Source organism: Erwinia sp. S43 (assembly GCF_016624745.1).
GTDB lineage: Bacteria > Pseudomonadota > Gammaproteobacteria > Enterobacterales > Enterobacteriaceae > Erwinia > Erwinia coffeiphila.
This window is the reverse complement of sequence record NZ_JACVTX010000021.1, coordinates 18,439-31,967: the sequence shown is the minus strand read 5'-3', so window position 1 is coordinate 31,967 and position 13,529 is coordinate 18,439. Positions and strand designations below refer to the sequence as shown.

At 54.4% G+C, this 13,529-nt stretch carries 12 protein-coding genes and 1 pseudogene; 9 read left to right on the top strand and 4 right to left on the bottom strand.

The annotated features are described in order from the left end of the window. Nucleotides 1-607 precede the first annotated feature (607 nt). Entirely contained in the window at nucleotides 608-1,237 is a 630-nt protein-coding gene (locus tag IBT47_RS19990) for a LysE family translocator (RefSeq protein ID WP_200562472.1), read from the top strand. A gap of 299 nt (nucleotides 1,238-1,536) precedes the next feature. After that, nucleotides 1,537-2,286 carry a glycosyltransferase family 2 protein gene (locus IBT47_RS19985; protein WP_200562470.1) on the top strand — a complete coding sequence of 250 codons (750 nt, stop codon included), beginning with the start codon at nucleotides 1,537-1,539 and terminating at the stop codon, nucleotides 2,284-2,286. Between the two features lie 250 nt (nucleotides 2,287-2,536). On the opposite strand, the gene IBT47_RS19980 is transcribed toward IBT47_RS19985, so the two are convergent. From IBT47_RS19980 to IBT47_RS19970, 3 genes and pseudogenes are all read right to left on the bottom strand, one after another. Next, nucleotides 2,537-3,019, bottom strand: coding sequence for a type VI secretion system tube protein TssD (locus IBT47_RS19980; protein WP_200562467.1), 483 nt, complete (start codon nucleotides 3,017-3,019; stop codon nucleotides 2,537-2,539). 231 nt (nucleotides 3,020-3,250) lie between these two features. Continuing rightward, a pseudogene (locus tag IBT47_RS19975) lies at nucleotides 3,251-3,902 on the bottom strand (hypothetical protein). Between the two features lie 276 nt (nucleotides 3,903-4,178). Beyond that, nucleotides 4,179-4,961, bottom strand: coding sequence for a DeoR/GlpR family DNA-binding transcription regulator (locus IBT47_RS19970; RefSeq protein ID WP_200562464.1), 783 nt, complete (start codon nucleotides 4,959-4,961; stop codon nucleotides 4,179-4,181). A 309-nt stretch (nucleotides 4,962-5,270) separates the two neighbouring features. On the opposite strand from IBT47_RS19970, the gene gatZ reads away from it, so the two are divergent. From gatZ to IBT47_RS19940, 6 genes are read left to right on the top strand one after another with little or no spacing between them, the layout of a single operon-like run. Next, nucleotides 5,271-6,566, top strand: a complete 1,296-nt coding sequence (gene gatZ / locus IBT47_RS19965; protein WP_105590716.1) for a tagatose-bisphosphate aldolase subunit GatZ — start codon at nucleotides 5,271-5,273, stop codon at nucleotides 6,564-6,566. Continuing rightward, nucleotides 6,559-7,017: a PTS galactitol transporter subunit IIA gene (gene gatA / locus IBT47_RS19960; RefSeq protein WP_200562461.1), complete on the top strand. Its 459-nt coding sequence runs from the start codon at nucleotides 6,559-6,561 to the stop codon at nucleotides 7,015-7,017. Before gatZ ends, gatA begins: the two co-directional genes overlap by 8 nt. A gap of 37 nt (nucleotides 7,018-7,054) precedes the next feature. After that, nucleotides 7,055-7,339, top strand: coding sequence for a PTS galactitol transporter subunit IIB (gene gatB, locus IBT47_RS19955; protein WP_105590718.1), 285 nt, complete (start codon nucleotides 7,055-7,057; stop codon nucleotides 7,337-7,339). Nucleotides 7,340-7,343: 4 nt separating this feature from the next. After that, nucleotides 7,344-8,717: a galactitol-specific PTS transporter subunit IIC gene (locus IBT47_RS19950; protein ID WP_200562458.1), complete on the top strand. Its 1,374-nt coding sequence runs from the start codon at nucleotides 7,344-7,346 to the stop codon at nucleotides 8,715-8,717. A 39-nt stretch (nucleotides 8,718-8,756) separates the two neighbouring features. Then, nucleotides 8,757-9,821 (top strand): galactitol-1-phosphate 5-dehydrogenase, encoded by a 1,065-nt coding sequence (gene gatD, locus IBT47_RS19945; protein ID WP_200562456.1) that lies wholly within the window; start codon nucleotides 8,757-8,759, stop codon nucleotides 9,819-9,821. Further along, on the top strand, nucleotides 9,821-10,675 hold the full coding sequence (locus IBT47_RS19940) for a tagatose bisphosphate family class II aldolase (protein WP_200562453.1): 855 nt from the start codon (nucleotides 9,821-9,823) through the stop codon (nucleotides 10,673-10,675). The genes gatD and IBT47_RS19940 overlap by 1 nt, the downstream gene beginning before the upstream one ends. A gap of 143 nt (nucleotides 10,676-10,818) precedes the next feature. Here IBT47_RS19940 and IBT47_RS19935 read toward each other — a convergent pair whose 3' ends face one another. Beyond that, the gene (locus IBT47_RS19935; RefSeq protein WP_200562450.1) at nucleotides 10,819-11,637 is read right to left on the bottom strand and encodes a shikimate 5-dehydrogenase; all 819 of its coding nucleotides are present in this window, start codon (nucleotides 11,635-11,637) and stop codon (nucleotides 10,819-10,821) included. A gap of 106 nt (nucleotides 11,638-11,743) precedes the next feature. Between IBT47_RS19935 and IBT47_RS19930 the strand changes: the two genes are divergently transcribed. Continuing rightward, nucleotides 11,744-13,507, top strand: coding sequence for an SgrR family transcriptional regulator (locus IBT47_RS19930; protein ID WP_200562447.1), 1,764 nt, complete (start codon nucleotides 11,744-11,746; stop codon nucleotides 13,505-13,507). Nucleotides 13,508-13,529 lie beyond the last annotated feature (22 nt).

Here is a 13,529-nt window from a genome sequence, read left to right as displayed (position 1 = left end):
GGCTTCCTCGCTGCGTTCAGCGCTGCGGATTGCCCGATCGTAGGAGCCGCCAGCCCGCGCTTTAGCTTTTGTGTTGCCTGGCTGATTAATCCTGGACTGGTGATGGTTGGGCTTTCAGCCAGTGTTGTAGTTTTGTGTCGACTGGTATTTGTTCCATTTTGGCAATGATCGGAGCCTGCGTGTGCTGTCTGCCTGTTCAGACCTGCGCTGATGATGGTCGAAAATTGTCAGCAAGTGCTGTAGATTTTGTGTTGCCCGGCCATATTTTATTTGCCCGGTATTTTAAGTTTTCCTAAAGCCGTAATGCCATAGCTTGAAGGGGATCGACCTCTGCGGCTGACGGGTAATCCGCAGCGCTGAGGTGCAGGCTGCGGGACCGGAGATGGCCGCATGGACGCGGACATCAGGCCTGGCGCGGGCAGGACGCCCGCTCCAGGCCGATCCGTAAGGCCCGCAGCCGGAACCGAGGGCACCGCGCCCGGCGCGGCGCGAGGACCGGCCGGCAGCCGCAGAGGTCGATTCCCGATCACCGGCCAATGCCGAACTCTGACCGAAATTCAATCACCGCCCCATGATCCCGAAGCACCCGATGCAAGGACCCGAACTCATGATGACACTTAGCCAGATCCTGCCGTTTGCCGCCGTCTCACTCGGCATGGTCCTCACGCCCGGACCTAACATGATCTACCTAATTTCCCGATCGCTGTGTCAGGGAAAACGGGCTGGCTTCACTTCACTTACCGGTGTGGCTCTGGGCTTTATGTTTTACATGCTCTGCGCCGCGCTGGGCATCACCGCACTGGTGATGGCGGTACCGCTGGCGTATGACGTACTGCGCTTTGCCGGGGCCGCTTATCTGCTGTGGATGGCCTGGCAGGCGATTTTTAGCGGAAAATCTCCCTTTGAAGTGCGTGAACTCCAGCCGGATAGCCCGCGCAGGCTGTTTACCATGGGGCTGTTGACCAATCTGCTGAATCCCAAAGCTGCGGTGTTGTATCTCACATTGCTGCCCCAGTTTATTCGCCCGGAGTTGGGCAACGTCCTCGGGCAGTCGCTGACGCTGGGCTTTACCCAGATTGCGATTAGCATGCTGGTCAACGGCCTGATTATCTTTGCCGCTGGCTCCATTGCCGCATTCCTCGCTCAGCGCCCCCTCTGGCAAAAAGCACAGCGCTGGCTGATGGGTACGGTGCTGGCGGGTTTGGCTGTGAGAATGGTGGTGGACAGCAAACGCTGAATAAAATCCTGAAAATACCGGTTACGCGAATCCTGCCACCTGTTCTGAGCAACTCACCGCTTACCGCGGGCTATCCGCTGTTGTCCGCCTGAAGCGGCGGTGGCCTGTTTGTCGGTCGTTTTCTATGCATCCATCCGGCATTTTTTGTTAATTTAGCAAATGGAGATATCCACTATACTCGGCGGGTTTTTCTTTTGGATTTTTTTCGGAAATAACAGCCTGAGTTTTACTTCTCCCAGCCCGGGAGAAATCTTTCTCTCTTACGGAATAAGAGGGAGTGTAAATATATAGAGGGATCTATGCTGTCAGTTTGTCTGCTTACCTGTAACTCCGATCGTCTGCTCAAGGATGTCGTTAAGTCATTAATTCCCGTGGCTGATGAATTTATTGTGATTGATTCCGGCAGCACCGACCGCACCCTCGAAATTCTCGCTGAATTCGGCATCACCTGTCACTATCACGCCTATACCACTCACGCGCAACAAATGAACTACGCGGTCTCGCTGGCAAAAAATGACTGGGTGCTCTGCATGGACAGCGACGAAATCCTCAATGACGACACTATCGCCGACATCAGGCGGATAAAAGAAGAAGGTCTGAATAATGAAGGTGTTGCCTGGTGCCTTCCGCGTTACTGGTACGTTTTGGGTAAGCCCGTACGTACCATTTACCCGGTTTCCTCTCCTGATTATCCCATCCGCCTGTATAACCGGAATCGGGTAAAGTTTAACGATAGCCCGGTTGACGATGCAGCGGAAGGAGAGGTGCAGCGGCAGGTATTAGCGGGCCGCGTCAGGCACGATACGTTTTATTCTCTGCATGAGGTGTTTAACAAGCTTAATGTTTATACCTCTCGGGTGGTGAAATATAAAAAAATCAGACCGTCATTAAGCCGGGGGGCAATAAGCGCGTTTGGTGCGATGTTTAAATGGTATCTGCTGAACGGATCGTGGAAAGACGGCAAGGTGGGCTTTGTGACGGGGGTGTATGCTGTTTCTTACAGCTTCCTTAAATATTTTAAGGCGTGGTTCTATGCTGCGAAAAAATAAGCAGTGAGCGCGATGGCTGCTATTAGTTAAATAACGATGAAACGACGGCAGCCGGTATACCATCATTGATAAAGCTGTTTCGGCACGGGTATCAATATTTACACTGCACTTGTACAGGCATTTCAACCACCAATTTGACGGGAGACTACACTGCCTGTACGTCGGTGAACGGAACTTGAGTTATTGATACTGTGCATATCCTAATGCTTTCGGTGCGGAAGATTAGCGTTTTTGATAGGGATGATTACAATCATTTTGAAACCTTATCCCAATAATCATCAGCCTTTATATTACCAGGTAAATAATTCCACTCGACACCTCTATATCTAAGTTTAATTACTTCGTTCATATTAGGGTTTGTTGAACCGGGAATGTATGAATGGTTAAATACTATGGAACTTACTACCACGCTTTCAAGCTTGATGTTATATACCTCTGCCTCCATGCCTGCATTGTTTATAGCATAAAATCTTATTATTGCGTTTTTAAGTCTTTTACAGGAACAAACGGAATCAAAGAGATAAGGTGATGATTTGTCCACCTCTTTACTCATTATTACAGGTTCATGCATTCTCGTTCCAGTCATTGATCCAGTATGTGGATCTGTCGGCAATGTGATACCATGTTGCGTATTCATTACCTCAATCGCGCCTTCACGACCTAATGCAGAACAAGATCCTTTAATTTGAAGACCATTTTCATCATATAAAAAAAGGTAAGCTGGTAAAGACATGTAATTTTCCTTGTGTTAAAAAACTATTCCTCTGGTCTTTCAGGTAGAACCTTAACAATGAAGCAGACGACAGCGATACTGATGGAAATATAAATAAATCTTTCATGCCATGTTTCAAAATGAAAGAAAAAATAAATACATATAAAAACCAACATACCACCAAGCAAGGAAACAGTATATTCCATGAAATTATGAAATACGCGCTTGCAAAGTGATGGTTTTTCCGGTTTATCATCGGGCATACTTGACCTCTTTTTCCACAAGGTCCAGAATCTGAATGAACGCTGTTTCTCCTTGGTTTCTTCTAATCCTTAGTGCTTCAACAAAAGGATTTAGAGCAGGCTCCACGAGGAAATAAAGAAAATCATAATCTCTTTCACGTAATGCATAATATATTTCAGGGTCAGTGCTCTGGAGTTTTTGTGAGTTATAAATGCTACGCTCTGCCATACCGCCAGCTAACAGCGTATTGCCAACAACACCGCCCCGCAGAGCGACCATAAGTGAACTACGTTGAGCTATTATGGTGGCTGTTTTTTTTAGAGATAATTGAATTTGTAATTGCACGCCCAAGTACGGATGCTCCCATTTTTGCGTAAATTTCGTCTCTCTTTTCAATCGGCATGTATTGATTGAATTTATTCAATACGATTTCTATCGTTCTTGCAAAATTTTCATTTTGAAGGATGCCAAACCTAATAGCTTTGTTTAGCCTGATGCGTTCTGTTTCTCTATTGAACCTGGAGTCAGTATCAATATAGCCATATGCCAGATAGCCTAAATCTTGCGGAACTGATAACACACCATGAATAAAGCCAATTACTGCATCAGGTGAAACAATTATCTTTGCTATACGTTTTGCGATGTCTGTGTAAGTGCTCATAAGGATTCCATTCCTATTATGTAGATAAGGTGATTGATAAATCAATCTTCTAATCTGTCTGTACAACAGTGAACAGTTTGCCATTTTCAACCACTGTGCCGATAACTTTCCAGGCTTCCTGTGCGGCAGTGAATGCCCAAGCCGCAGAGGCAGAGCTAAAGAGAAGTTCTAACCTGCCAGCTCGACAGTGAATCATGCCGCTTTTACTGCGGCGCGCCCTCGCCATTTCTAAGCGACCTGTTCGGCACTCCAATCAATTTGTTTAGTCGGCAAAAGCTAAACCAGAATCACCTTCTTACCCTGCTTTTTCAGGCTGTTCACCATCTCTTCCGGCGCTTCGCGATCGCTGATGATGGTATCGATTTTTTCCACCGGCAGCACAATGTTGTAACCCTTACGGCCAAACTTCGTCGAGTCGGTCAGCACGATCACCTGCTGCGCCGCGGCGGCCATCACGCCGCTGATGGCATAGCCTTCGTTAAAGGTGGTGATGCCGTTCTCATCATCCAGCCCGTCTGCACCTACAAACATCAGATTGGCAGAAACGTCCCGCAGTGCATATTCCGCAATGTTGCCGTGCAGCGAGACGGTTTTATGCCGCAGGGTGCCACCGCAGATCACCAGGGTGATGTCTTTATTTTCAAACAAGATATTCGCCGCAGGCAGGCTGTTGGTAATCACCGTAATGCTGCTCATTGCCACCAGCTCTTCGGCCAGCAGCTTGGTGGTGCTGCCGCTGTCCAGAATGACCGTATCCCCTTCACGTACCAGCTTTGCCGCTTCGATAGCGATGCGCCGTTTCGGGTCGGCAGCCAGCTGGTAGCGATCGGTCAGGCTAACCTCACTGGTTTCTATTGTGGTTTCAGCCGGAACGGAACCTTCTTTGCGTGCGGCACCGCCGTGGAAACGGCTCAGCAGCCCGCGCTCTTCCAGCAGTCGCAAGTCGGCCCGGACGGTCACTTCCGTCACCCCGAGCCTGGCGGAGATATCGTTTACCAGCACGCTGCCGGTGCGGTTCACCATTTCGATAATTTTGTTTCTGCGTTCGAAGGTATTCATCAACACTCCTTTGAGCTGGTCGGGGAATCCTAAAACGAAAGAAATAGAAAGTAAAACAAAAATCTCAGGATTGTGAGCGTTCACTGGTACTGGAGAAATGTCTTAAAACAGTGATGTTTATAACTCATTGTATTGGATATATAAAAATCAATTTGCGAGTAAATTATTCGATGAATTGATAAAAAGAAAGAAAACGAAAGACAAAGAATGACTTCGAAAATAAATAGATCACGATCACACAACGAAAGGAAAGAGATTGTGCAATTTGCGAAAACTAACGATTGTTTACGCATACTTTCGGAGGACGTGATGAAAACGATAATTCAGCAACATAAAGACGGTCTGGACTGCGGTATTTGCTCAGTGTGTTCTGCTCATCCACTGGTGATTGAAGCGGCACTGCGCTTCGACCTTAACAGCCAGCGTCAGGTCTTGATTGAAGCGACTTCAAATCAGGTTAATCAGTTCGGCGGCTATACCGGCATGCGCCCGGCGGCCTTCCGCGACTACGTACTGGCGATTGCCCAACGCGTTGGCTTCCCGGAACAGAGGCTGATCCTCGGCGGCGATCACCTCGGACCCAACTGCTGGCAGAATGAACCCGCCGACAAGGCGATGGAGAAATCCCGGGTGCTGATCGCGGAATATGTTCAGGCCGGTTTCAGCAAGATTCATCTGGATGCGTCGATGTCCTGCGCTGACGATCCGATCCCGCTGCCGCCGGAAACCGTTGCGCAGCGCGCTGCCGAACTCTGCCGTATTGCCGAAGAAACGGCGACCCCGCAGCAGAAGGCACTGCTGACCTACGTGATCGGCACCGAAGTACCGGTGCCGGGCGGTGAAGCATCGGCTATCCATGAAGTTCACGTTACCCGCCCGGAAGATGCGGCACACACGCTGGCGCTGCACCATCAGGCCTTCAGCGAAGCGGGTCTTGAACAGGCGATTCCCCGAATTATCGGGCTGGTGGTTCAGCCGGGCGTCGAGTTTGACCACAGCAGCGTGATCCACTATCAGCCGTCGCAGGCTCGGGCGCTGAGCGAGTTTATTGCCTCCACGCCGGTAGTGTATGAAGCGCACTCCACCGATTATCAAACCCGCAGCGCCTATCGCGCGCTGGTAAAAGATCACTTTGCCATTCTGAAGGTTGGCCCGGCGCTGACTTTTGCGCTGCGCGAAGCGATTTTCGCCCTCGCCAATATTGAAAAAGCGCTGGTTGCGCCTGAGAAACAGAGCCAGATCCTTGCTGTAATCGACCAGGTGATGCTGGATGAACCGGGCTACTGGAAAAAATATTATCGCCCGGCGTTCAGCCAGTCGCTGGTGGATATCCACTACAGCCTGTCCGATCGTATTCGCTACTACTGGCCGAATAGCCGTATCAGCGATGCGCTGAGCGCACTGACCGAAAATCTTAACCAGCAGGCGATCCCGCTGGGGCTGTTGAGTCAGTATCTGCCAAAACAGTTCGATCGCGTGCTGACCGGTTCACTGGCCGCTAACCCGCATTCGCTGATTATCGACAAAATTCAGGATGTGCTGCGCGACTACGCGTGGGGCTGCGATCCTGAATCCATCCAACACAAAGAGGTAAGCCATGCATGACTACCGCCTGATCGTCTCTTCGGCAATGAATTTTTCCAGCGCTACCGACGCCCTGCGGCATATCGGTGAGCGAATGGTGCAGGAGGGGCTGTGCCGCGACAGCTATCCTGCCGCGCTGCTGGAGCGCGAAGCCACTTACCCCACCGGGATTGCACTTGACGGCCACGCGGTAGCGATTCCCCACTGCGATGCTTCTCACGCTATCGCACCCGCCATCTATCTGATCCGCCCGGAAAAACCGGTAGCGTTTCAGCAGGCGGATGATGACGGCAGCATCAACGCCGAACTGATTATCGCGCTGGTGGTGACCCACCCGCAGGAGCAGCTCAAGCTGCTGCGGGCGCTGTTTGGCCAACTGCAGCAGCCGGAATTTTTTAGCAGCCTGCTAAACGCGGCGGAAGATGACGTCGCGCACTGCTTCAGCGAACGCATCCTGGCCGCTGCGGCATAACGTTATCCCTGACCCTGCAAAACGGAGAATAAAAAAAATGAAACGCAAAATCATTGTTGCCTGCGGTGGCGCGGTGGCTACCTCGACGATGGCCGCTGAAGAAATTAAAGAGCTGTGCGACGAGAACCACATTGAAGCCGAGCTGGTTCAGTGCCGGGTTAATGAGATCGAAACCTATATGGATGGCGTCCACCTGATCTGCACCACGGCGCGCGTCGATCGGCAGTTTGGCGATATCCCGGTGGTACACGGCATGCCGTTTATCTCCGGCGTGGGTATCGACGCGCTGCGGGATAAAATCCTGACCATTCTGCAGGGGTGAACACATGTTTACGGAAATAATGCGTTATATCCTCGATCTTGGCCCAACGGTGATGCTGCCGTTTGTGATCATTATCTTCTCCGTCAGTCTGGGGATGAAGGTGGGCGATGCCTTTAAGTCGGGCCTGCATATCGGTATTGGCTTCGTCGGTATCGGACTGGTGATTGGGCTGATGCTGGATTCCATTGGCCCTGCCGCCAAAGCGATGGCCGCCAACTTCGAAATTGGTCTTGAGGTGGTGGATGTCGGCTGGCCAGGATCGTCACCGATGACCTGGGCGTCGCAGATTGCCCTGATTGCTATTCCTGTTGCGATTGGCGTCAATATTCTGATGCTGGTCACCCGCATGACACGGGTGGTGAACGTCGATATCTGGAATATCTGGCACATGACCTTCACCGGGGCGATGGTACATATTGCCACCGGCTCTTACTGGCTGGGGATGCTCGGCGTGGTGGTACATGCGGCGTTTGCCTATAAGCTCGGTGACTGGTTTGCCCGCGATACAAAAAACTTCTTCGATCTTGACGGCATCGCCGTGCCGCACGGCACCTCCGCCTATATGGGGCCGATTGCGGTACTGGTGGATACCCTGATTGAGAAAGTGCCGGGTCTGCGCCGTATTCACTTCAGCGCCGACGATGTGCAAAAGCGCTTCGGTGCCTTTGGTGAACCGGTGACGGTCGGGTTCATCATGGGGATCATCATCGGCCTGCTGGCGCATTACGATGTGAAAGACGTGCTGCAACTGGCGGTAAAAACCGCCGCAGTGATGCTGCTAATGCCGCGAGTGATCAAGCCGATTATGGATGGCCTCAACCCGATTGCCAAACATGCCCGTAAGCGTTTGCAGGCCCGCTTTGGCGGTCAGGAGTTCCTGATCGGACTTGACCCGGCGCTGCTGCTGGGGCAGACCTCGGTGGTTTCCGCCAGCCTGATTTTTATCCCGCTGACTATCCTGATTGCGGTGGTACTACCGGGAAATAAAGTTCTGCCGTTCGGCGACCTGGCGACCATCGGGTTCTTTGTGGCGATGGCGGTGGCGGTGCATCAGGGTAACCTGTTCCGTACGCTGATTTCCGGCACGGTGATTATGAGCATCACTCTGTGGATCGCCACCCAGACCATCGGGCTGCATACCCAGCTGGCTGCCAACGCCGGTGCGCTGAAGGCGGGCGGGCAGGTGGCTTCAATGGACCAGGGCGGATCGCCGATCACTTACCTTCTGATTCAGCTCCTGACCTGGCAAAACATCACTGCGCTGGTGGTGATTGGCCTGATTTACTTTGCCGGTGTCCTGCTGACGTGGCGTCGCGCACGCAGCTTCAGTACGCCGCCGGAACCCACGCTTTCCAGCTCTAAAACCCTGTCTGAATAAACTGCGGGGGGAGATCCCCCGCCATTCTGGAGTTCTCTGATGAAATCTGTCGTGATCCACGCCGGAGGCAGCGTTACGGTTGAAGAAAGACCGTTGCCTCAGATTGAAGCCGCTGATGATGTGCTGGTTGAGGTGATCAGTTCGGGACTGTGCGGCTCCGATATCCCGCGTATTTTTCACAACGGCGCACATTTTTATCCGATTACCCTCGGCCACGAATTCTGCGGCCGGGTAAAGTTGACCGGCAGTGCGGTCAACGATTTACAGCCCGGTAATCTGGTTTCCTGCGTGCCGCTTCAGCCCTGCTTTCAGTGTGAAGAGTGCCAGCGTCAGCTCTGGTCCCAGTGCCGCCACTACCGGTTTATCGGCTCCCGCAGCGACGGCGGCAATCGCGAATATATCGTGGTGCCGCGCAGCAATCTGTTCCTGCTGCCGGAGCACACCACGCCAACCGAAGGGGCGTTCTTTGAGCCGATGACCGTCAGCCTTCATACCATGCAGCTGGCCGGTGGCTGCGAAGGTAAAGAGGTGATTATCGTGGGCGCGGGCACTATCGGCCTGCTGGCGATGCAGTGTGCGAAAGCGCTGGGAGCACGTTCGGTCACGGCGATTGATATCAATCCTGAGCGGCTGGCGCTGTCGCAGAAACTGGGCGCGGACTACACCTTTAACAGTGCCGAGATGACCGCCGTAGAAATCCGCACCGCGATGGACTCCAGGCGCTTCGATCAGCTGGTTCTGGAAACCGCCGGCAGTCCGCAAACCGTGGAGCTGAGTATCCAAATCGCCGGACCGCAGGCGCAGATCGGCCTGATTGGCACGCTGCATCGTGATTTACCGCTGAGCAGCAGCACCTTCGGTCTGATCCTGCGTAAAGAGCTGCGAATTCTCGGCAGCTGGATGAATTACTCGGGTCAATGGCCCGGCGTGGAGTGGCAGCAGGCCGTGCGGCTGTTCGAGCAGGGATCGATCGACCTCTCATCGCTGATTGCTGTCCAGGCCGCGCCGCAGGATTACGCCGAGGCGGTCAGCGCGCTGGCGGGCAAGCCAATGAGCGGGAAAATCATGCTCGATTTCTCAGTCACGGATAAGGAGCAGGCATAATGTATCTGGTTTCTAATCGTACGATGCTGCTTAACGCGCAGCGCGAAGGCTATGCCGTACCGGCATTCAACGTTCATAACCTGGAAACCGTACAGGCGATTGCCGAAACGGCGGCGGAACTGCGCTCGCCGGTGATTATGGCGGGCACCACCGGCACCTGGAACTACGCCGGACTGGAGTATCTTGTCGCAATCTGCCAGCAGGCGGCGAAAAAGTACGATCTGCCGATCGCGCTACACCTCGATCATCACGAAGATCTCAACGATATCAGCCGCAAAGTGCATGCCGGGGTGCGATCGGTGATGATCGATGCCTCGCATTATCCCTTTGCGCAGAATATTGAGAAAGTCCGCGAGGTGGTGCGTCTGTGCCATCGTTATGATGTCAGCGTGGAGGCGGAGCTGGGGCGGCTGGGCGGTCAGGAAGACGATCTGATCGTTGATGAAAGCGACAGCTTTTTTACCGATCCGGCTAAAGCACAAGAGTACGTCAGCCGTACCGGGATCGATTCGCTGGCGGTGGCGATCGGATCGGCGCACGGGCTGTATCAGGGGGAGCCAAAGCTGGATTTCGATCGGCTGGCGCAGATCCGTGAACAGGTGGATATTCCGCTGGTGCTGCACGGCGCCTCAGGGATTCCGGAAGCGATGCTCAGGCGCTCCATTTCTCTCGGTATCTGTAAAGTGAATGTGGCTACCGAGCTGAAAATCGCCTTCTCCGGCGCGGTTAAGGCCTTCTTCAACGCGCATCCCGGTGCCAGCGATCCGCGCGAATATATGGAGCCGGGTAAGCAGGCGATGAAGCAGGTGGTAGCGGAAAAAATCAGGATCTGCGGCAGCGAAGGGCGTATTTAGCCTGGCCCACCGGCGGTCTGCATGACTGATGGTATGCAGAGCACTTTTGCAGACCGGCGGCCTGCATAAAGTACCCTGGCCGACCGGCGATTAGCGTAACGAATGTCAGGCAGAGTATCCTGGCTGGCTGCCTCTGATGAGTGTTATTGCCGGGACCAGGCCGCCGCTTCCCTGAACAGCGCGTCGTCGGGGCGGATGCCGGTATACAGGGCAAACTGCTCCACCGCCTGAATGGCAAACACCGCCGCGCCGGTAATGACGGTTTTATCTTTCTCCTGCGCGTAGCGCACCAGCGGGGTGATTTCCGGCAGCGCAACCACTTCAAAAATGACTTTGGCCGCGTCGACCTGGCGCGGCGTGAATGACATCAGCTCCGACTCCGCGCCACCGCTCATGCCGGTGGGCGTAGCGTTAATCAGCAGGCCCGGCTGGAGGTCGCCCAGATCTTCTCGCCATTCAAATCCGTACAGCGCCGCCAGTTCCCTGCCGCTTTGCTCGTTGCGGGCAACAATATAGCCGTGGTTAAACCCGGCATCCTTCAGCGCGGCCGCCACGGCCTTGGCCATGCCGCCGCTGCCGCGCAGGGCAAAGGTCAGCCCGCGATCGACCTGGTGCTGCTTCAGCAGGCTGGCGATAGCGATGTAGTCGGTGTTATAGGCTTTCAGATAACCGTCGGTGTTCACAATGGTATTCACCGAGTCGATAGCCTTCGCCGACGGGTCCAGCTCGTCGACCAGTGCGATCACCGCTTCTTTAAACGGCATGGAAATCGCACAGCCGCGAATGCCCAGCGCCCGTACACCGCCAATAGCGGCGGGCAAATCGGTCGTGGTAAAGGCCTTATACAGGTAGTTGAGATCCAGTGCGTCGTAGAGAAAGTTATGGAAGCGGGTGCCAAAATTTCCCGGGCGGGATGCCAGCGACATACATACGGTCGTGTCTTTGTTCAGCTGTCGGGTCATGGATGCGGTCCTGTGATCGATGAAGGAGGATTGCCGTTCAGTGCAGAATGGACTAAAAAGGTGAGATTAAAAACAGCTGACTTTTCTCTTTCAAGGTTCCTCTTTTATGTACGGTCAACGACTTGAATATCACTACCTGCGGCTGCTGACGCTGTTTCCCGCTCGTGAAGCCGAGACGACTCTGCAGGCGCTGGCGGACTCGCTGTGCTGCAGCAAGCGCCATATGCGGGGACTGCTGGTAAAAATGCAGAACGAGGGCTGGCTGAACTGGCAGGCTGCGCCGGGGCGAGGTCGGCAGGCTCAGCTGCGGCTGCTGCGCGATGAGCAGCAGCTTAAAGTGGAAAAAGCGGATCGTTTACTGGAAACAGGGAACCTTGCCGCCGCCGTTGAGCTACTGGGCGAGGAAAAAAGCCGTCTTGCCAGCCTGCTGCGCACGCGGCTGGGCTATCGTATCAGCGATGACTATCAGTCGCTGCGTATTCCCTACTATCGCGAGATGCTGAACCTCTATCCCGGCACGCCGCTCAGGCGCTCGGAAAACCATCTGGTGCGGCAAATCTTTAGTGGTCTGACGCGCATCAATCCGCAGAGCGGCGAAGTGGAGTGCGATCTGGCCCACCGCTGGCGTTGTTTGGATGCGCTGCGCTGGCGCTTTTTTCTCCGCCGTGGCGTGCGTTTTCACGACGGGCGCGAGATGACCAGTGAGGACGTGATTTCTTCGCTGACTCGCAGTGCGTCACTGCCCTTGTTTTCACACATCAAACGGGTTGAGGCTGCGGGTGCATTGAGTGTGATCGTTGAACTGCACTACGCCGACGATCGTTTGCCGCTGCTGCTGACCGATCCTGCCGCGCTGATCCTGCCTGCCGATCATTCCAGGCGTGATGATTTTGCCGCACATCCGATCGGCACCGGGCCTTACCGGGTGAGCGAGAACGATCGCTGGCACCTGAAGATGCAGGCGTTCGAGCACTATTTTGGCCTGCGTGGACTGCTGGACGAAGTGGAGCTGATCGTCTGGCCGGATGTCGCCCATGCGGCATCAAGCGAACAGTTTATACCTGCCGGTCAACCTGCGGCGTGGCTCAGCTCCAGCATCAGCGATATCGCCTATGTTTCCGGCGAGGCCGAACAGTTCACCGGTAAGCCTTCTGAGCCGCTGGCGGAGATGTTCCTGGAGCAGGGCGGATATTTCCTGCTGTGCGACAGCCGCTCTGGCCGCTGGCAAGCTCCCGAACGGCGGCGCTGGCTGCGGGAGATACTCAGTCCGTGGCAGCTGGCCTCGCAACTGGTGGAGTCTATCAGGCCGCTGTGGGTGCCAACGGGCAGCCTGCTGCCCGCCTGGTTTCACTGTATGGATGAGGGGAGTTGCCTTTCACCGTTTTCCGCCGATGAAAATCCGCTGCACGGCGCGGTGCTGCGGCTGGCCTGCCATCGGCAGCATCCTGAATACGCCATGCTGACGGGGATGATGCGCAAAAACCTGGCGGCGGAAGGGATCGCGCTGGAAGTGATCGAGCTGGACTATCAGCAGTGGGCAAGCGGCGAGGCCGAGGTCGATCTGTGGCTGGGTACGGTGAATTTTCCCGCGCCGGAACAGTGGAACGTGGGGGCCTGGCTGCTGGGAATGCCGCTGCTGAAGCCGCATATCTCTGGCGGCGATCCCAGCCAGTATCAACGCTGGCAGCAGCAGTGGCGCAACGGCACCCTTGAATCACGCCAGCTGGTACAGAAGGTGGTCGGCGCAGGCTGGTTACAGCCGCTGTTCCATCACTGGATGCGACTCAAGGCACCGGAGAACGCACAGGGAATACGCCTGAACAACCTGGGCTGGTTCGATTTTCAAAGCACCTGGATGGAGCCTGAGTAGCCGGGGACGCCCGGCTGCGGCA

What these genes read in the sequence shown, in the direction of transcription:
- IBT47_RS19990 (WP_200562472.1), top strand. Translation starts at nt 608, where the DNA reads ATGATGACACTTAGCCAGATCCTGCCGTTTGCCGCCGTCTCACTCGGC.
- IBT47_RS19985 (WP_200562470.1), top strand. Translation starts at nt 1,537, where the DNA reads ATGCTGTCAGTTTGTCTGCTTACCTGTAACTCCGATCGTCTGCTCAAG.
- IBT47_RS19980 (WP_200562467.1), bottom strand. Translation starts at nt 3,019, where the DNA reads ATGTCTTTACCAGCTTACCTTTTTTTATATGATGAAAATGGTCTTCAA.
- IBT47_RS19970 (WP_200562464.1), bottom strand. Translation starts at nt 4,961, where the DNA reads ATGAATACCTTCGAACGCAGAAACAAAATTATCGAAATGGTGAACCGC.
- gatZ (WP_105590716.1), top strand. Translation starts at nt 5,271, where the DNA reads ATGAAAACGATAATTCAGCAACATAAAGACGGTCTGGACTGCGGTATT.
- gatA (WP_200562461.1), top strand. Translation starts at nt 6,559, where the DNA reads ATGCATGACTACCGCCTGATCGTCTCTTCGGCAATGAATTTTTCCAGC.
- gatB (WP_105590718.1), top strand. Translation starts at nt 7,055, where the DNA reads ATGAAACGCAAAATCATTGTTGCCTGCGGTGGCGCGGTGGCTACCTCG.
- IBT47_RS19950 (WP_200562458.1), top strand. Translation starts at nt 7,344, where the DNA reads ATGTTTACGGAAATAATGCGTTATATCCTCGATCTTGGCCCAACGGTG.
- gatD (WP_200562456.1), top strand. Translation starts at nt 8,757, where the DNA reads ATGAAATCTGTCGTGATCCACGCCGGAGGCAGCGTTACGGTTGAAGAA.
- IBT47_RS19940 (WP_200562453.1), top strand. Translation starts at nt 9,821, where the DNA reads ATGTATCTGGTTTCTAATCGTACGATGCTGCTTAACGCGCAGCGCGAA.
- IBT47_RS19935 (WP_200562450.1), bottom strand. Translation starts at nt 11,637, where the DNA reads ATGACCCGACAGCTGAACAAAGACACGACCGTATGTATGTCGCTGGCA.
- IBT47_RS19930 (WP_200562447.1), top strand. Translation starts at nt 11,744, where the DNA reads ATGTACGGTCAACGACTTGAATATCACTACCTGCGGCTGCTGACGCTG.